The sequence below is a fragment of the Buttiauxella sp. S19-1 genome (assembly GCF_022134725.1).
Classification (GTDB): domain Bacteria; phylum Pseudomonadota; class Gammaproteobacteria; order Enterobacterales; family Enterobacteriaceae; genus Buttiauxella; species Buttiauxella ferragutiae.
Map to the genome: position 1 here is coordinate 1 of NZ_JAHWLU010000030.1, position 20,795 is coordinate 20,795.

6 protein-coding genes and 1 other RNA gene are annotated in these 20,795 nt (G+C 53.0%); 1 reads left to right on the plus strand and 6 read right to left on the minus strand.

All coding sequences use genetic code 11. The annotated features are described in order from the left end of the window. The coding region (locus tag MES37_RS09335; protein WP_237931169.1) for a hypothetical protein at positions 1–2,243 on the plus strand (2,243 nt) is incomplete at its 5' end. 36 nt (positions 2,244–2,279) lie between these two features. On the opposite strand, the gene MES37_RS09340 is transcribed toward MES37_RS09335, so the two are convergent. From MES37_RS09340 to MES37_RS09365, 6 genes are all read right to left on the minus strand, one after another. Then, on the minus strand, positions 2,280–3,467 hold the full coding sequence (locus tag MES37_RS09340; protein ID WP_237931170.1) for an integrase domain-containing protein: 1,188 nt from the start codon (positions 3,465–3,467) through the stop codon (positions 2,280–2,282). A gap of 205 nt (positions 3,468–3,672) precedes the next feature. Then, positions 3,673–4,036, minus strand: a transfer-messenger RNA (tmRNA) gene (gene ssrA / locus MES37_RS09345). A 57-nt stretch (positions 4,037–4,093) separates the two neighbouring features. After that, positions 4,094–5,257 (minus strand): HlyD family type I secretion periplasmic adaptor subunit, encoded by a 1,164-nt coding sequence (locus MES37_RS09350; protein ID WP_133522939.1) that lies wholly within the window; start codon positions 5,255–5,257, stop codon positions 4,094–4,096. A 7-nt stretch (positions 5,258–5,264) separates the two neighbouring features. Further along, positions 5,265–7,451: a type I secretion system permease/ATPase gene (locus MES37_RS09355; RefSeq protein ID WP_237931172.1), complete on the minus strand. Its 2,187-nt coding sequence runs from the start codon at positions 7,449–7,451 to the stop codon at positions 5,265–5,267. Beyond that, a complete protein-coding gene (locus MES37_RS09360) occupies positions 7,448–8,854 on the minus strand; it encodes a TolC family outer membrane protein (protein ID WP_237931176.1) in 1,407 nt (468 codons plus the stop codon). The genes MES37_RS09355 and MES37_RS09360 overlap by 4 nt, the downstream gene beginning before the upstream one ends. 139 nt (positions 8,855–8,993) lie before the next feature. Further along, positions 8,994–20,198 (minus strand): BapA/Bap/LapF family large adhesin, encoded by an 11,205-nt coding sequence (locus MES37_RS09365; protein WP_237931177.1) that lies wholly within the window; start codon positions 20,196–20,198, stop codon positions 8,994–8,996. Between the last annotated feature and the right edge of the window lie 597 nt (positions 20,199–20,795).

The following is a 20,795-nucleotide window of genomic DNA, read 5'->3' on the forward strand; positions in this document are numbered from 1 at the left end:
GTAATAAGCCTTTTAAAATTAATGGCTCCAATGATTTAACTGAAATTGAAAGTCCTTTTAAAAACATGAGCCAAGATAAAATAAAAGAATTAGTTGGTGCATCTTTTTCAGAAGCAAAGGAAAAATTACCAGCATTAAAGGTTGAACTTGTAGAGTTAATTAAAGAATTAAATCCATTGCATTTATTATCAGGGTTTGTAACAAGTTCGTTGTCTCCTGTTGATGAAAAAAATGGAGTGTCTATTAAAGATAGTCAAATTGAAATCCCTCAATTTTATATTGAATATGTTCAGGCTCTTTTCTTGACACTTCCTCATGATGCTCTTGACTCAAAAGCGAAAACAACCAGTGAAAATTTTAGTGAAGTTAAAAATAGTTTGGATTATATATTTTCTACAAATATGCTATCGAGGTTTGATGGTGGGTTGGATCTCGAAAGTGATGAGGAAAAAAGTGCTTTCTTAATGCGTAGTTTGATTCAGGGGCAGACTACAGCAGTACGAAACTGGGGGTATTACTCTCAAGTAAAAAAAATATCATTAGAACTTTATAGCCATTTTGATGAAAAATTAAAAGAAAACTATGGTTTCAGCGTGACGAGTTCTATTGTATTTTTTGAATATCTGATGCGGTCTATTGAAAATAATATTAACGATAGTATTTTAAAGTTGCATGGTTATTACAAGCTAAATGAAGTTGCTTTGCGTGATATTGTATTAAATAAAATTAATGAAGATGAATTCATAGAGCTTATGGGAGTCGATATTTTTGCGGCCAATAAAGAATCTTTATTGGATTCTTTGCTGATTAAATGTATGACTTATGATGAGGGTTTGTTTTTTTTCAATGATGCAAGAATATCTACTGATACAGGTCTTTCTATTGATGAAGTGAAAAGCATACAGAAACAGTTCTCTCTCGAGAGAGGAGGGTTGGAGGGCTATAATAAGGAGCACTTAATCCTCGATAATCCAGTTTGGCATAAGCCTTTGATTAAAATAAGTGAGTCTGAGTTTTATTGTTTTATTCCACAAGTATTTTTTAGTTTCATAATCCCTATATTCGACGAGTTGGTTTCTTCTTTTTCTGGCTTGGCATTGTCAGATAGAAAAGGATTGTATCTTGAAAGTAAAATTAATGAAATCATAACTTCCAAGTTTAATGAGGCTGTGATTTTCAATGGTCTTAAATGGTCGTTAGATGGCCAAGTCTATGAAACGGATGTTTTAACACTTATAGATTCGTTTGCTATTATTTTTGAAGCTAAGTCCGGTAAAATATCTAAGCCAGCCTTACGTGGTGCACCAGATCGTCTTAAAAAACATATAAATGAGTTGATTGTCAGTCCATGCTTACAGTCACAAAGATTGAAGAATAGGTTAATTTATTTAAATGAAAATAGTGAGATTGAAGATGATCTTACAAAGCAGTTAGGAGATGGACTTAGGAAGATAAAAAGAATTTTTCGTGTTTCTGTTTCCTTGGAAACTTTTGGAGCCATGCAATCAAATATGCAAAAAATAAAAGAGACTGGATGGTTCCCAGAAGATTTAGAATCATGCCCATCAATGTGCCTGGCCGATTTTGAAACTATTATTGATATCTTAGAAAAACCTGCATTTATATTGCATTATATAGATTCACGTCAAAGGATAGAGGAGGAGTATAATTATTTTGGAGATGAGTTAGATTTACTTGGAACTTACTTGGATACTCTTTTTTGTTTGGAGGAATCAGATGAAAAAACCAATCTTATTTTAACAGCTATGTCTCAGAAAATTGATGATTATTATATTTCATTAGACAATGGTATCCAAATAGATAAGCCTAAGCCTAAAACTACAAAAATATTTATGGATATACTTGCACAGTTGGAAGTTAGAAAAACATATAGATGGTTAGAACTATCATTATTACTAAATAAAATACATCCAAATGAGCAGTTGGTTATTTGTAAAATGATTAATGAAACAAAAAGAAATGTAAGAAAGAACTGGAGAGTTCCAGGTCATATAAATTCAGTTATTTATTCCTCAGGTATCTTTGCCAAATATGGTTTTTGTTATTTTGTATATTGTAATCAGAACCAAAAAGAAGCAATGAATTTCTCTGATGGCTGTGCTAACGAGTCGATAGGTAGACAAGATAAGCAACTTTGTTTAGTTGTTGGGAAAAATTTAGATGACCATTATGTTGCTTACAATAAATTGGCATTATATGGTGATGATTCATTGTTTTTTTAATTAAGCTAAATGGAGCTGGGACTACTGTCCCAGTCTCTAAGACTTAACTTTTCTCCCCCACCAATCCATTAACTCAACACGTTGGGTTAAATATGTTGAACGGTTATAAGCTTTTCTAACTTCATTTTTATCGCTATGAGCCAGTGCTGCTTCAATGACATCAGGGTTCAATTCAGCTTCATTCATCGCGGTACTAGCTATAGAACGTAACCCATGTGCAACTAGCCTACCTCCATATCCGATGCGCTTTATAGCAGCGTTAGCTGTCTGGCTATTCATTGGTTGCTTTGGATCATTTCTACTTGGGAACACATGTTCTCGATGAGCGCTGATAGCCTTCATTACCTCCAGAATATCTAACGCCTGAGGAGATAAAGGAACAATGTGCTCACGCTTACCCTTCATCCGTTCTGCTGGAATTGTCCAAAGCTTGGCATCGAGATCGATTTCTTCCCATCGAGTGCCGGATGCCTCAGAAGGGCGCACAAGAGTCAGGAGTTGCCATTCGATTAGGCAACGAGTCGAAACTGAAAGGTTAGACATTACTAGCGAGCGCATCAGCTTTGGCAGTTCTTCTGGTCGCAATGTTGGCATGTTTTGCTTTTTAGGTCTCTCAAAAGCCATACCAACACCGGATGCTGGGTTTGAATCAATCAAACCAGTGTTAACTGCATAAATCATTATTTCATTAACGCGCTGTACCAGGCGGCGAACTGTTTCTAGTGCTCCACGTGCTTTGATGGGTTCCAGCGCTTCAACTAACGTTCTGGCTTTGATTTCCTGAACAGGGATCTCCCCAATTGCAGGGAATACGTCTTTATCAAGAGAACGCCAAATATCTTTCGCATAATCCTCCGTGACGCTTTTGCTTTTGAGCTGGAACCAATTTGCAGCGACAACTGAGAAAATACTGTCCAGCTCAATTTTGCGCTGCTCAGTTGCTTGCTCTTGTTGTTGTTGTGGGTCTATTCCTTGGGCAAGCAAGGTGAGATTTTGGTCGCGCATCTGGCGTGCGACTGCGAGAGATAGGGCAGGGTAAGAGCCTAAGCTCAAATTGGTACGGCTGCTAGTTCCGGGTCTCTGGTAGCGAAAACGCCATAACTTTTTACCCGAGATTTTTACGAGCAGGAAAAGACCGTCACCATCATGAAGGGTGAAGTCTTTCTCACGAGGTTTTGCTTTGAGTATTTCATTGTTAGTGAGAGGGCGGGTTAGCCGCGCCATAGCTGGATTCCTTCCATAATTGGTACACGTTTTTAGGCCTACAGTATAGCGTGTACCTAAACGTGTACCAATTCTCTCTGGATTCAGGCGGATCATCTCGGATGGTTACGGACAAATAACAGATACAAAAAAGCCCGCAGGGCTTACGCCGTGCGGGCTTCTAGGACTTCCTCGGACGACTCTGGTAATCGTTGAGGGAGAATTTTGGTGGAGCTGGGGGGAGTTGAACCCCCGTCCGAAATTACTACGCCGTCGGTACTACATGCTTAGTCATATCTTTACATTCGCCGGGCAACTGCGGATAGACACGCCATTACCAAACTATCCTGATTAGTTTTAGTGCTTCAACCCCAGGCAAGGTTTACACACGATCTCTTTTGGGTTTGACTTCTCTTGATCCCCGTCTTAAGAGCGGAAGCTAGGGAGAGAAGGCTCTAAGCAGGGTATTAAGCTGCTAGTGCGTAGTTTTCGTCGTTTGCGACTATTTTTTTGCGGCTTTTTACGAGGCAAACCGCCCCTCGGCATGCACCTTGGGTTTCGCGAATCCCGTCGAATCCAGAATCAGCCCCACAAGTGTTTTGTAAGTATAACAGAGTTGTAGCGTCACTTACTACCCCTTGAGTTTGTTAACGTTCACGTAGCGCTTCACGGGCGCGGTTAAACGGTTTAATCAGGTAGTCGACAATGGTTTTTTGCCCGGTTTTAATGTCGACGGTGGCGACCATACCTGGCGAAATTGAAAAATGGTGTCCGGCTTTGTTCACCAGGTAGTCCTGTTGGGTGCGGATAAACACCCGGTAATAGACGATTTCTGGTTTCACTTTGTCCTGAATGGTGTCCGGCGAGATGGTTTCAACGATGCCCTCCAGCCCGCCGTAAATGGCGTAATCGTAGGCAGTGACTTTCACCAGCGCACGCTGGCCTGGGTGGATAAACGCGATGTCACGCGGTGAGAGGCGCGCCTCAATCAGCAAGTGGTCATCGAGCGGCACGATTTCCATCATTTCGCCGTTTGGCGGGATCACGCCACCAATGGTCGTTACCTGGATATTTTTGACGATGCCGCGCATCGGCGAACGTACCGTCATGCGCGATACCGAATCTTCACGGCCTTTGATAACCGCTGAAAGCATATCCACTTCGGCGTTCGCTTTGGAAAGCTCCTCGCGGGCTTGTACGTAATATTGTGAACGCAGGTCGGTGATTTTGAGTTGCAGGTCGCTTTTTTGCCGCTGCAAGCGCAGCACTTCCACGTTACTGGCGGCACCGCTTTTTGCCAGGCGTTGGGTTATGCCCAGCTCTTGATTGACCGAAACCAGCGCGTCTTTAATATCCGCAGCCGAGTCGTTAAGTTGTGCGCGGCGGCTTTTATATAGCCGGGTTTCGGATGCGGTTAGCTCCGGCCAGGCTTTTAGCGAGTCGGGGAAGACCAGCGGCAGGTCGTTCACTTCTGCATTCAACCGCACGCTGGATGCCAGTGATGCGCGGTAACGTGCGGCACTTTCGCCGACGTTCGATTGCGAACGCGTGGGGTCGAGTTGGGCAACGATTTGCCCGGCTTCAACTTTGTCGCCTTCGTGCACCAGCAACTGGGTGACGATGCCGCCGTCGAGCGACTGAAGGATTTGCTCGCGCGAGCTGGGAACCACTTTTCCGGTGCCGGTCGAAACCTCATCAAGCGTGCCAAACCATGCCCACACGCCGAGCAAAATAAACAGTAAAACGCTAAGAGTGATAATGCGGCTCGCGCCGGAAAACTCGTTTTCACGCTGGATATCCGGGTCGTCCATTGCGGCATCATGCTGACTGGTTTTCATTTTTCCACTCCCTTCCGTTTGCCTGTGCTGCGGCGCGGCTGTTACTCAGCGCCTGGGCTTTCGGTGCGTCCATCACCAGTTGTCCTTCCTTCAGAACCAGCACCCGCTCCACCAGCTCCAGCATCGGCACCCGATGGGTAGCGACAATCAAGGTGCGGTTGCCAAGCCAAAGCCCGAGGCGCTGAATAAATTCGCGTTCGGTGTGGTCATCAAGAGAGGCGGTGGGTTCGTCGAGCAGTACGATGTTCGGTGAGCGCAGCAGCATACGCGCCAGCAAGATGGACTGGCGTTGCCCGCCAGACAGCCCGGTGCCACCTTCCATAATGCTGTGGTCGAGGCCTTTGGCCAGGTGCTTGACAAAATTGCCCGCGCCGCTGATTTCCAGTACTTCGAAGATTTCTTCATCGCTGGCGTGCGGTGCGCCCAGCGTCAGGTTTTCACGTAATGTGCCGTAAAACAGCCGCGCGTTCTGGCTCAGGAAGCCAATGTTGCGCCGCAAATCAGCCATGTCGATTTGCGTCATGCTCAGGTTGTCGAGCCGCGCATCGCCACTCATCAAATCGATGCCGCCCGCTAAGGCCTGAAGCAACGTGGATTTGCCCGCGCCGTTGCGCCCCAGCACCGCGATTCTTTCACCAGGCAGGATCTCTAAATGTGAGATGCGTAGCGGAATGCGTTGGTCGTCGCTGTGGTAGCGGAACTGTGCGTTTTCAAACAGATAGTGGCCGTGGAAAATATCCTGATGCACCAGGCTTTCATCGCGTTGGGTTTCGACTGGCAACTGCATAATGCTGTCCAACCCTTGTTTCGCCGCTTTCACTTGTTGCCAGCGCGCCAGCACGCCGCACAGGTTTGCCATCGGCGCAATCATGCGTGACGCCAGCATTGACGCGGCCACCATCGCGCCGGTGGTCATATCGCCTTCAATCACCAGCGGTGCGCCAAACAGGATTACCGCCGCGTAAACCAGGCTTTGAATGGTGATCCCCCAGCTGATCAACCCTTGCGAAATCTGGCGAGTCCGCAGGCCGGATTCCGCGGTAATGCGGATGTAGCTGTTCCATTGTTGCAGGAAGCGGTTTTCTGCCTGCATCAGTTTGATGTCTTCCAGCCCTTGCACACTTTCAACCAGCACCGCATTGCGCAAAGTGGCTTCGTGCGCCGACTGGTTCGCCAGCATCGCCAGCTTCTTTTGCAGCAAAATACCAGGCAGCACCATCAGGATGGCGGCGACGGGTGCAATCCATGCCAGTTGCGGCGCGATGATCGCCAGCACGATGATAAACATAAAGAAGAACGGTAAATCGACGAGGGTTGAGATGGTTGATGAGGTGACCATCTCGCGGATTTGCTCCAGCTCGCGAAGCTGCGAAATAAAGCTGCCGGTGGAGCGGGGAACCGCACTGTTACGCAGGCGTAGTGCATGGCTAAACACGCGGTCGGAAACCCGCATATCGGCCCGTTTGCCGAGTACATCCATAATATGGCCACGCGCCACGCGCAGCAGGAAGCCAAACACCACCGCCAGTAATACGCCGGACGCCAGCACATACAGCGTCGGGTAGGATTGCGCCGGAATCACCCGATCGTAGACCTGCATCGAGAAAATAATCCCGGCAAGCGACAACACGTTAACGAGGAACGCCGCCAGCATCACCGGGCCGTATGGCCGGAGATCCTGCATCACCAGCTCTTTTAACCAGTCCGGGCTAAAGCGCGAAATATACGCATCAACGCGGCTGTCTTTCAGGGCCGAAAGCGGGCGCAGCGCGGCAATAAAACGGATGTCCGGCAGCAGTTCGCTGAGTGCCACGCGGTTGGTCTGGTGTTCGCCATCGATAAGGCAAATATCCACGGTATCTGCGCCGTCAAAATGCTCGATAACCGCCAGTTGGCCGTTTTTTAAATCCACCACTATCGGCAGCCGCCATTGGGCAATCGCCAGTTCCGGCACGTTCAGCAGGTGAAAAGAAAGCCCCGCCTGGCGCGATAACTGTGTGAGAGCCGCAAGCATGCCTTTGTCTTTAAACCACGGGGCGTTGGCCTGAATGGTGCCTGGCGAACAGACCACGCGGTAATGGGCGGCAACGTGGCTAATGGCTTGCGCCCAGTGGCTCAGTGACTGTTCAGTCAGCCGTTCATCAACAGCAGGGGGGATTTTGCTCATGGCTGGATCTCCAGTGACTGGATGGTGCGATGCTCCAGGCCAAATGCGTTGCGCAACCGGCCGCTGTTATACAGGCAGTTGAGCTGCAATTGATGAAGTTGGCTCAGGGTTTGTTGTCGAGCGAAGCGTGCCTGGAAAACTTCCTGTTCGGCGTTAAGCACATCCAGCAGCGGGCGCGAACCCAGGCCGAGATATTGCTGTTGATACAGTTCGCGCGTTTGTGCGCTTAACTCTTCCTGGCGTTGCAGGACTTGAATGGCCCCCATCAGGCCAAGCGCCTGGCTGCGCGATTCCATTAACTTCTGGCGAATATCCAGGCGTGTGCGCTGAACGCCGGATTGCGCGGCTTCAACAGCATGGCTTGCGGCGTTGCGGCGGGCGGTTAATCCCCCCCCCTGATAAATCGGCATTTCAACTTTGATAAACGCCGAGTATTGCGTGCGATCCAGCACTTCGTGGCTGGCATATTTGTCGTTGAGATAGTGCTGAACCTGCGGTTCCAGTGAAATGGTTGGCGTCATCTGCGCGTTGGCGTAATCCAGATTCGCCTGCGCGACGCTGGCCTGCGCCCAGGAGGCGAGAACGGCAGGCACTAAGCGGTCATCCGGTTTGGCAACGTCGCAGCTCTTGCTGAGTTTGTCCGGGAAGTCGTTGCTAATACCGTTGAGGCTATTCCAGCCCAGCCAGCTCATTAATGTGGCCTGTGCGCTGTCGAGGTTGGCCTGGTATTGAATCAGTTGCGAGCGGGCGGATTCAATACGGGCGTTGGTTTGCACCACATCGGACATCGACGTGGCACCTTCGTTGTTGCGCTGTTCGGTCAAACGGCCAATCGCGCTCAGCGCTTCGAGCTGATCTTTGGCGATATCGACCATTTGTTGCCACATCTGCGCCTGAACCAGGGAAACGGCGGTGTCGTGGCCGACGTTATCAATACTCACCAGCACGTTGGCCTGTTCTTGCGCCACGCCTGCGCTTTCGGCGCGTACCTGGCTTGAGACTTTGCCGAAGTCGTAGAGCATTTGTGAGATGGAAAGCACCAGCGACGGGCTGAAACCGCTGTCGGTGTAGCCGTTGCTGTAGCCGTTATTCATGCCCGCGCTGATTTGCGGATAGTATTTGGATTTCGCGACGTTGACCTGTTCGGACTGGCCGTAAAGTTTGCCGATGGCTTCGTGAATGCTCGGGTGCCAGTTTACCGCGCGGTTAACGGCGTCGTTGAGCGTGAGCGTTCCGGGCGCAGGCGCGTTGAGCGGCAGGGATGACGAGCCGTCAAGGTTTGGCAGTTCGTGTTGTTGAGCAAGCCCCTCAGTGGTGATGAACTGTGGCGTCTCTTCGGCATGCGTTTGGGCTACACATAGGCTGCATGCCAGCCACAGTGCAAACGGCTGTAATTTTCCCATAGTTTGTCCCTTTTAAAAGTCACTACGTTCTAATTAGTGTTGCTATTGCTTGCCTGATTTTGTCTGATTTTTGTCGGATGACGCTGCGCTTATCCGACCTACATGTCGGGGGTAAGCGCTAGCGTCATCCACCACTTTTTTAGGTAATAATGTGGTGCTGCTGTACCAGTTCATCGAGCGTGACGTGCGTGTTCTCCAGGGTAACGAGCGTGGTTGAGTTGTAGGTGCCGCCTGTGCCGTCGCGATCAATGGAAATAACGGTGTTATTGCCGCTGGTGGTGACGTTGAGGTAATTGCCCAGTGTGGCGGCCTGCCCATTCCAGCCGGTCAGCAGGTCGTGAACGTTGATCGTGTCGCCTTGTGCCGCCGAGAAGTTGTGCCAGGTATCGGCACTGTTGCCGCCGGTCGCACTTGCGCTGGTTAACAGGTGATAAATCAGCGTGTCGCCATAAGCCGAGCCGGTAATCACATCGCTTTGCGCGGTGCTGACGAATTGCGGGCTCATATTGATGGTTAACGTGGCGCTGTCACTATGGCCGTTCTGGTCATTTAGCGTGTAGGTGAAGGTCTCTTTGGTGGTCATCGACGCCGGAGAAAGCCCGCTATTGAGGGTGTAGGTGTACGCACCATCAATCCCCATCACCAGCGTTCCGTAATGCCCCTGAATCGTGGCGGTTGAATTGCTACTGGTTAGCGGATCAAGCGTGGTCGTCGTGCCGTTGAAGCCGGTAATACTCAGCAGGGTGTGAACGGTACCGAGCTGATCGGCAGCGCCTGAGGCTTCCGTACCGTCGTAGATATTGCCGTGAACCGTGTTACCGGCAAGCGTTGAATAGCTGTCCAGATCAATGGTGGTACCGGTGATAGTTGGCGTGATGGTGATTTGTCCGGCACCAAGAACACCGACTCGCCCAGTGTAATTTAACGTGTAGGTACCCGATTGCAGATCCAGCCCTGCCAAATCAATATTCGCCACGCCGCCTAACAATATGCCACCGCTGAATGAACCGTTTCTTACCACGGTGCCTGAGCTGTTAGTGATGTTCCAGTCAACGTTCAAGCCACCCAAAGAAAGCAATGATTGCACCGTAAAATGTAAAACTGGGTTATGCAGAACTTCGTTAGCGCCAACCGCAAAAGTCCCGTTGCCGCTTCCTGATGACGGGATTACCAGGGTTGTCCACGATGCCGACCCCACGCTGGTATCCGAATAAACCGCCGTATTTTGCGCGGTGTTCACCGCCATCACAGTGCTGCTGTCATCAAACGCATCCACGGTATGCGGCGTGGCAGTGACATTCAGCGAGGCGGTGTCGGTATCACCGTTTGGTGCGGTGATGGTGTAAACAAAGCTGTCAGGCGTTTTGATGCTGTCCGCGCCCAGGCCGCTGTTCAGTTTGTAGGTGTAGTTACCTGCCGCATCAATGGTCAGCGTGCCGTATTCACCAATAATGGTGGTGGTGCCTGTTCCCGCAATGGCGACGCCATTCACCTGAGTAATGTGGCTATCTACCGGATGAATATCATCATTCATCACATTGCCGCTGGTACTGGCTGTGACGCTCTCCACCGCATAAGTATGGTCTTGCAGAATATTCAGCGTATAGCCGGTTAGCGCCGCCACACCGCTGGCATTTTTGAGCAAGAACAGATACTCGCCACCTGGCAGCGTCAGGGTTAATTGCGATGAGGTGCCGCCCAGCAATGGTGCGGTAAGCCAGGTATTGACCACCCGATATTGCTCATACTGCTGAGTCACATCGTTGAACTTGTAGACATAGAGATCGAAGGTGGAGAGTAATGCGACCCCGCCAACGCTCGCCTGCAACGTCATGGTGCGCGTTGAACCTTCATCGACATCAAAGAGTATCGGGTTCGCCATATTGGCTAACGCGCTGAGGCTCAGCACATTTCCCACACCGACGCTCAGCACTGAGAAACCACTTTGCTGTGAAGCCCCGTGGTCTACCGCTTCCACATCGGTGTTGTAGGTCAGCGCCGCCGTGTTATCGGTGGCGGTCACTGTGCTGGCAGGCGTTGGGTTGCCGAGTGTCACCACCAACTGCGCCGAATCACTGACGCCATTATGGGTGATGATGTAAGTGAAGTTTTCTGTGCTACCCAGTACCGAGGCAGAGGTGTCCGTCAGGGTGTAGGTGTAACTTCCGTCCTGGTTGATATGCAGCGTGCCGTATTCACCTGCGATATCCGCGCCGCCTGCGCCAATCTGGGTGGTGACACCCTGCGAGTTGGTCACCGATGTCACAACAGTGCCTGTCGGCGCGGTGTCCTGGCCGCTGTTCGGATCAATATCGGTGATCACGTTCCCCGGATGGGTCGTTTCCCCGCTGACTGTCCCGCCACTGATTTGCTCAATACTGACATCAAGGCTGGTGAAAGAGCCGGTCGCCAGCAGGCTGGTGTTGTAGCTCAGCACCCGATAAGTGCCTTCTTCCAGCCCGGTGACATTCAGTGTTACGCCGCTGGCACCCAGCGTTAGCAGGTTGGCAAACTGTGGCAGTCGCGAATCGATTACCGTAGTCCAGGCTCCGCCGACAAATTGCTGAATCACCACTTCCATCGTGTTGAGCAGTGTCAGTACCACACCTGTAGCGGCGGCATCAATCGTGATATTGGCAGTGCCACCCGCGTTAACCGTAAAGCCTACTTGCGCGGTATCGTTGCCGAGCACCTGTACTGTGTCGCCCAGCACCCCGACCAACAGCACGCCGTAATCGCTGTAATGCTCTGGCGGTGAAACGACGGCGCTGCTGGTCAGCGCCAGGTTGACCACGTTGTCATCGGCGGCCAGTGGCAGAGTCGGTGCGGTTGCAGTGACCGATGGCGAGGTGTTGCCTGCCGCATCGGTGGCGGTGACGGATAACTGCTCGCCGCCAATTTCGCGCGTTGGCAGTGTCAGGGTGTAGCTTCCGCTGCCGTTAGCGGTGGTGGTGATAACGGTGCCGCTCGGCAAGGTAATGTTCACCGTGCTGTTGGCTTCCGCCGAACCGCTGATGGTGGTGCCGTCTGCACTGATGGTCGCGGTTGGTGTCAGTGGGGCGATGGTATCAACGATCACGGTGAGCGCCGTTGACGGGCTGCCGGTGCCATTCGGGTTGGTGGCGGTAGCGGTGAAGGCGTGTGAACCTTCGGTGAGCGCAGATGGCGTGTAACTCCAGGTGCCGTCCGTCGCCACCACGCTGCCCATCAACACGCCATTGTTGTAGATACTGACGGTTGCACCGATGTCTGCCGTGCCGTTAATGGTCGGCGTGGCATCGTTGGTGCTTTGCCCGTTGTTAACCGTTCCGGTAACGGGAGCGAAATTATCCAACACGGTGGTAATCACCGGCACGCCTGGTAATGCAGTGTTTGGCGCAGCAAATCCAGCCGATGCACCCAGGTTACCCGCGCTATCCGTCGCCGCAGCTTGTAGGGATTCGCCGTTAGTTTGCGCGGGCGTTATCGTCACGCTGAACTTACCGTTACCGTCCGCCGTAGCGCTGCCGAGAACCGTTCCGCCGCTGGATATGGTGACGGTGCTGCCCGCTTCGGCATTCCCGGTGACGATTGTCCCGGTGGCGTTGACCACCATGCCCGTTGGTGCGGCAGGCGGCGTGGTATCGACAATAATCACCGCTGGCAGCGAGTTGGCGCTGGTATTGCCTGCCAGATCGGTGGCCGTCACGGTGAAGGTGTGGTTGCCTTCGGTCAGCGCGGTGGTCAGTGGGTAAGTCCAGTTGCCGCTACCGTCGGCAGTGACGCTGGTGACCAGGTTGCCGTTGTCGTAAATCGCCACCGTAGCACCTGCTTCGGCTGTGCCGTTAAGCGTTGGCAGCGTGTCGTTGGTGGTCTGGTTGTTGGCAACCGGGCCGGTCACGGTGCCGACATCGTCAACAACCGTGGTGATAAGCGGCGCGTTTGGCGCGCTGGTATCCACCGTGATGGTAAAGCCCGGAGTTGGGGTGGTGACGTTACCCGCCGCGTCGGTGGCGGTGAGGGTGAAGGTATGCGCGCCGGTAGCCAGCGGTGTGGCTGGGGTAAATGTCCAGGTGCCACTTGCCGGAACGGTCACCGTGCCAATTTGTATCGCTCCATCAAAGATAGCGAGGGTGCTGCCTGGTTCGCCGGTGCCGTTCAGCGTTGGGCGTGCGTCGTTGGTGATTTGTCCGTTGCTGAGTGAGCCGTTAAACCCAGCCACGTCGTCCACCACGGAGGTGAGCACGGGCGTGATTGGCAGCACCGTGTCGATAGTCAGTGTAAAGCTTCCCGAAATCGCCCCGACGTTGCCCGCCGCATCGGTTGAGGTGGCGGTGAAAACATGGGTGCGATCGGGTAGCGGATTAGGGGGGGCCAGGCTCCAGATCCCTTCCGCGCTGGCGGTGGTGGTGCCGAGCAGGATGCCATCGTCGTAAACCTTAACCGTGGAGTTGGCTTCTGCGGTGCCGCTCAGTAACGGTTGGTTGTCGTTGGTCGACTGCCCATTCACCAGCGCGCCAGTCACAGGGCCGACATCATCAGTTGCCTGGATGACGATCGGTGCGGTAGGGACGGCGGTATCCACGACAATATTGAACGCCCCTGAAGCCGGGCTGACGTTGCCCGCGGAGTCCGTCGCGGTCACCGTAAACGCGTGATTGCCGTTGGTGAGCGGTGGTGGTGTGAAGGTCCATGTACCACCAGTGACGATTGCGGTGCCAATCAACGTGCCGTTGTCGTAGATATTGACGGTCGATCCGGCTTCTACCGTGCCGTTGATTTGTGGACGGGTATCGTCCGTCACTTGCCCGTTGGTTAAATTATCGGTGACTGTCCCTGCATCGTCCGCGACGGTGGTAATCGCTGGCGCAACAGGCGCTGTGGTGTCGATCACCACGTTAAACGCTGCGGATGGTGCGCTGACGTTACCTGCCGGATCGGTAGCGGTAACGGTCAGGTTGTGCGAACCGCCTGGCAGTGCTGAAGGTGGTGTAAAGCTCCATGTGCCGCCAGCCCCCACGGTTGCCGTACCCAGCGGGGTTATACCGTCATACACCGTGATCGTCGAACCGACTTCGCCGGAACCGGTGATAGCAGGGCGCGTTTCGTTGGTTGGCTGGCCGCTGGTGATTGGCCCAATGTTTGGCGCGGTGTTGTCGGTGACGGTCAAAATGGCTGGCGCGGTTGGGGCGACAGAATCCACAACTACGCTGAAGGCTGCTGACGAGTTACTGATATTCCCGGCGGCGTCGGTGGCTTTGACCGTCAGGGTATTGTTGCCCTGGAGTAACTGATGACCGGCGTCCGGCGTGAATGACCATGTACCGGTGCCTGTGGCTGTTGTTGTGCCAAGAAGCGTGTCGCCAGAATAAACATTGATCGTGGCATTGGCTTCACTGGTGCCGCTGAGGGTTGGCTGCGTGTCTCTGGTGAGCTGGCCGTTGGTCAGGTTAGTCACCGGTTGAGTCTGGTCATCGACCACCAAAGTTATGGCTGGCACTACAGGAGCAGCGGTATCCACCACCGCAGTAAAGATGGCTGGCGGGCTGACGTTGCCTGCCGCATCGGTAGTGACAAGCGTCAGATTGTGGCTGCCATCGGCCAGCGGCGTGGCTGGCGTGAACGTCCAGTTCCCCGCGCCATTAACCGGAACGGTGCCGATAACCGTGCCGTTTTCGCTGATGGTTAGCGTCGAGTTCGGGTCGGCGGTGCCGTTGAAGGTTGGCGTGTTGTCGTTAGTCGGCTGGCCGGAAACCACCGGGCCTGGCGTGCTGGTGTCGTCAACCACTGACGTAATAACCGGTGCCGCCGCGACGCTGGTATCAACAATCAGCGAGAAACTGGCAGGTGGAGCGCTGACGTTTCCGACAGCATCGGTTGCGGTGACGGTGATGGTGTGCGGACCCTCAGCCAGATTGGTTGGTGGCGTGAATGTCCAGGTACCGCCAGTGGTGACGGTTGCGGTGCCGAGTGTCGTGGTGCCATCAAGAATCGTGATCGTCGAACCCACTTCGCCAGTGCCGGTAAAGGTAGGGCGCTGATCGTTCGTGGCCTGCCCGCTGGTGATGATGCCCGTTACCGGAGCGATATCGTCGGTGACGGAGGTGATAGCGGGAGCTGTGGGTAGCACGGTATCAACGGTAATGTTGAAATTCGGCGTCTGGCCGCTGGACACACCGCCAACACTCTGGCTGACGGCAAAAGTATGCGGGCCATCTGTCAGCGGTGTAGTGAACTGGTAACTCCAGGCTCCCCCGGTTCCCGCCGCGAACGGAGTCTGGGCAATGCCGTCAATATAGAGGGTGATCATGGCACCGTCTTCAGCCACGCCGCTAAGTGTTGGCAGGTTATCGTTGGTGCTGGCACCGCTGTCGACTCTGCCAGTGACCGGCGCTACGTCATCCAAAACTTCAATTGTCGGCGGATGCGGAACATTCGTATCTGCGGCAATGAAGCCAGTCGGGCCACTCTGATTGCCAGCGGCATCCTGAGCAATTGCCTCCAGTTCTTCAGCGGTGGTTTGCGCAGGCGAAATTGTGACGGAGAAGGTTCCGGTTGTGGAATCAGCCAGGCCTCTGCCCAATACTGCATGGGTATTGGCATCCCTGATAATCACCGTGCTGCCGGGTTCCGCCGTCCCGTTTACCAGTGTGCCATTCGGATCTGCTGAACTTACCAGCGGAGCATCAGGTGGCAGCGTATCAACATGCAACGTAATTGGATTTGGTGATACGGCGGTATTTCCTGTGGCATCGCTGGCACTAAAGGTGAATGTGTGGTCGCTTACACCCGTCGGGAGTGTTGTCGTGAAGCTCCATGTACCATCCGGAGCAACAGTAACAATAGGGGGGGAAGTCACCACCGGTGTACCGTTATCTAAAACAGTAATGGTGCTACCTGGTTTACCTGTACCGCTGAAGACTGGGGAGGTATCGTCGGTATAGCTGCCATTGACCAGCGAAGTGGTAATCACACCCACGTCATCGGCAATCTCCGTCACGACCGGAGCGGTGAGCGGCGTGTTATCGACAGTCAGATTAAAGATTGCTGACAATGGGCTGAGGTTGCCCGCTGCATCGGTTGCGGTGGCGGTAATCTCCAGTGCGCCGTTCGGCAGTGGGCTCGTTAGGGTGATAGTCCAGTTTGTGCCAACAACCGTTGTGCTACCCAGCACCGTGGTGCCGTTGTACAGCGTGATGATGTCGCCATTCGCACCGGTGCCGTGGAAGGTTGGGGTGTTGTCATCGGTGACCGCGTTGTTGAACAGCGGTTGTTGTACCGCACCTACGTTATCGTCGGCATTGACGATAACCGGTGCAGCAGAAGCGGTGGTGTCGACCGTAAAGGTAATAGCCGCAGAAGGCGGGCTGACGTTCCCTGCCGCATCCGTTTCTTTGACGGTCACGTTGTAAATCTGTTCAGTCAGCGGCGTGGTCGGAGTAAAGCTCCAGCTGCCGTCTGCCCGTACCGTGGTTTCGCCGAGTTTTGTGCTGCCGTTGAACACTTCAATTTTATCGCCAGCTGTGCCGCCAGTGCCGGAGAAGGTTGGCGTGGTGTCGTTGGTGCTGCCACCATTGCTGACGGTGCCAACCACCGGAGCATGATCATCGGTGACCGTTGGTGTGCCTGGTGCGGCTGGTGGTGTTGAGTCGACGTTCAGCGTAAAGCCTGCGGAAGGTAAGCCAACGTTACCCGCGGGATCGATCGCCACGGCAGTCAGCGAGTGAGAGCCTTCAGCGAGCGCCGGAGAAGGGGTAAATGTCCATATGCCGCCAGCGGGAACCGTCACCGAACCAATCGGTGTGCTGCCGCCATTATCATAAATTTTGATTGTCGCCCCGACTTCGCCGGAACCGGTAAGGGTTGGCGTGCCGTTTTGCGTGCTGCCACCGTTGGTGACTGTCGCAGGGATTCCGCCCACTTCCCCTTGCGCGTTGGTAATGGATGGCGCAACAGGCGGTGTGGTATCGACCGTCAGGTTAAAACTGGCGGCTGGGCTGGCGTTGCCTGCGGCATCGGTCGCCACAGCCGTTATGGTATGTGGCCCTTCGCTCAGTGGTTGTGTCGGGATAATGCTCCATTTACCATCGCCGCCCACCACGATAGAGCCGATAGCGGTAGGGCCATCGTACAGCGTCACGGTGCTGCCAGCCGGGCCGGAGCCATTAAATTGCGGCAGGATATCGTCGGTCGCCGAGTTGTTGGCAAGCGTTGCGGTAACCGTTCCGACATTATCCATTGCGCCGTCAATGGTGGGTGCAGACGGAACGGTAATGTCGATGGTGATGACATATTCGGCGGAAGGCGCGGTGGTGTTGCCCGCCGTGTCTGTGGCGCTCACCGTGAAGCGGTGGGTGCTGTCGATCAACGTTGACGGTGTGTAACTCCAGGTACCTGATACACCGACCGTAAAGGTGGTCAGCGCGCTGGCGCCATCGAACAAAGTGACGACAGATCCGGGTTCGCCGGTACCGCTGATCGTTGGCGTCCTGTCGTTGGTGAAACCATTGTTTGGCACCGAACCGCTGACGGGGGCGAAGTCATCGCTGACCAGCGTAATGGTTGGCGCTTGCGGAGCAATGGAATCAACGGTGAGCGAAAATGCCGCTTCAGGGCTGACGTTGCCTTTGGCATCGGTGGCGGTGACGGTCAGGTTATGCAGGCCCTGTGCGAGTGCGGTGGTTGGGGTATAACTCCAGTTTCCGTGCTCATCGGCAGTGACGCTATTTAACAGCGTAGCGTTGTCATAAATTTTCACCGTTGCGCCAGCTTCGGCGGTGCCTTTGAGTTGTGGCTTATCGTCGTTGGTGGTTTGCCCGTCGCTGAGATGATCGATCGTGTAAAGGGGGACATCATCCACCACGGCGCTAATCACCGGAGCATCCGGCGCGGTGGTGTCAGGTGCAGTAATCGGTGTTTCTGGCCCGGTGTTTCCAGCGTTATCTGTCGCAGAAACTTCCAGTTTTTCGCCAGCCGTTTGCGGCGGGAATATCGGAATACTAAAACTACCGTCTGAACCTGCTGTTCCAGTCCCCAGTGGGGTGCCGTCGCTGTCAGTGACATTAACCGTGCTGCCTGGCTCGGCGTCACCGGTCACCACTGACCCCTCATCGTTGATGTCCACATTGGTCGGTGCCCCAGGAGGGGTGCTGTCTTGTGCAAAGACGGTGCTGTTGTCACTTTTGTTGTCTGCGCTGTCTGTCGCTGAAACCAGTAAGGGTTCGCCGTTGGTTTGTGCTGAGGTTAACGGTGAAATATCAAACCTCCCGTCAGCGCCTGTGACGCCCGTTCCCAGAACGTTGCCGCTACTGTCGGTGACGATGATTTCACTGCCCGCTTCCGCGCTGCCGGTGACATGCAGGCCGTCTTGTGAAACCAGTAAATCACCCGGTGCTGCGGGCGGGGTGGTATCGACATTGACGGTAAAGACTGCCGAGGTGCCGCTAGTGCCGTACAGGTTGGTGGCGGTAAAGGTGAATTCTTGCGGACCGTCTGCCAGCGCGGATGGGGTATAGGTCCAGTGGCCGGTGCCGTCAGCGACAACGCTATCAAGCAGCAAACCGTTGCTGAAGATTTTAACGGTACTTCCCGCTTCAGCCGTGCCGCTCAGGGTTGGTGTGGTGTCGTCGGTGGCCTGGCCGTTGCTTAGAAGACCCATAGTGGCGCCGGCATTGTCGTCCACAGAATCCAGCACTGGCACGGTTGGGTACTGGGAGGTCGATGCCGTAAACGGTGTATCCGGGCCAACGTTACCGGCTTGATCCTCAATGTGTGCTGTCAGCGTTTCACCGTGAGTCTGCGCAGGGGTGATCCCAACAGTAAAATTACCGTCGCTGTCGACATCGGCATGGCCGAGTTCAGACCCATCGGCAGCCGTGATGGTAATGGTGGTTCCGGGTTCGGCGGTGCCAGAAACGGTGGTGCCGTCGAGGCTGACATTCTCAATGACGGCAGCGGCAGGTGGCGTATGGTCGACAATAAATATTGGGCTGGTGGTGGCGGAACTGACGTTCCCCGCAGCATCGGTTTGTACCACGATGATTTGGTGGCTACCGTCGGCCAGCGGTTGGTCAGGGGTAAAGCTCCATTTTCCGTCTTCGCCAACGGTGGCTTGCCCAACCTGGATGCCGTTATCATAAATGGTAACGGTGTCGCCCACTTCGCCGGTTCCGTTTAATCCCGGTCTGGTTTCATCGGTGTAGGTACCGCTGCTGATAATGCCGGTCAGCTTGCCGACATTATCCTGCAACTGCTCTAATTCAGGCGCGTCAGGGGCAACCGTGTCGATAGTGACGGTATAGGTATCCGAATGCGCACTTTCACCTTTGGCATTAATGGTAGTGACGGTAAAACTGTGAGAACCATCGGTTAACGCGTTGGCGGGGGTAAAGTTCCAGCCTCCGTTGGCATCAACCACTGCGGTGCCAATTTCGGTTCCATTGTCATAAATATGAACGGTGGTTCCTGGCTGACCCGCGCCCAGAAGTGTTGGGGTGTTGTCATTGGTTGGCGTAGTAGGGCTATTATTGGCAATGGTGCCGAATCCCGGAGTGACGTCATCCACCACGTTGGTGAGTGTCGGTGCGTCCGGTAACGGAATATTAGGCGCGGTCACGCTGCTATCAGGGCCAGTATTCCCGGCGGGGTCGGTGGCATGTGCCGTTAACTCTTCGCCACTAATTTGCGGATTTGTGAGCGGAATCGAAAAATTGCCATTACTGTCGGCAGTGCCGGTTCCGATCACCTGGCCGTTGGCATCGGTAATTGTCACGGTGCTGCCAGCTTCTGCGTTTCCGGTTATGGTTTTACCATCTGCCGAGACGCTCAGATTTGTTGGGGCTGCGGGCGGCGTGGTGTCATTACCGTTAGAGGGCTGGTTCGGCGAGTTGGGATTGCCGCCACCGTTGTTCGAGTTATTATCGTCACCTCCGCCGCCTCCACCTCCGCCACCACCGGCGGCCAGAGCAATACCGCCAGCGACGGCGACGCCACCCAAAATCCACGGCCAAATGGCTCCCCCATCATGTGATTCTGCACCTGTAGCCGCCATCAGCTCATCAATATTATTGATATGCTCGAAGTGAAATGCGGAGTCGGTATCTTGTACCCACCACAATGCGCCCTGGTCGTCTTCGAGCACTAATTGGTTGCCACCCTGGTCGGCGAAGGCGTAAAAGTTTTTTACGGTAATCACTTCGCCATCGTGCAGGGTAATGATCATATCGTGGCTGGAGCGCACGATACTGGCGATATCAGAGCGTTCAGCTTTGAGTTCAACAATGGAAGGGGAGTTCAGCGTAATTTCAGACGCTTCTACTTTATTCGTTACGCCAGTCAGCTTTGAGATGATTGATATTGAACGCATTGTTATCACTCCATTCTGTGTGAACGTGGGTGTAGTCTTCAGTCGCGCTTGCGCACGCAAATCATTCCCCTGAATAAAGTGTTAAAACGATCTCAACTATTTATAAAATTTAAGACGAACGAATCCAGGCATCAAAATAATGATGGCTAATGTTATTGATGAAAATTTGTTGGTTACTGAAGCATTAATTTATATGAATATAAGATTCATACTTTCTTATCATTTTCATAAGGGGGTATTGAAGATATAGACAGGATTGGATAAAAGCGCAAATGAAGTGCATAAGAGAGGAGCGTAAGTTTTTTTCAGGAGTTATGTGCGCATTCCATGAGTTTTAGTTATGACTATAAAGTGGTATTTTTATTGGTAATGCATTGATATTTATTTGCTTTGTTTTGTGATTGATGGCGGTTTTATTTAAGTTATTATCGATTGGTTCACTTTAAACTTAATTCAGTGTTAACAAAAAACCGTCGTGATAATCATCTGCCTTACTGCGGTGAAGCCAGGGTGGACACTAAAAATTTAACTTTTGTTAGTATGTATTCACGCGGTGAATATAAAGGATAATTTATCCTTTCCGCTTGTCAGTCGACT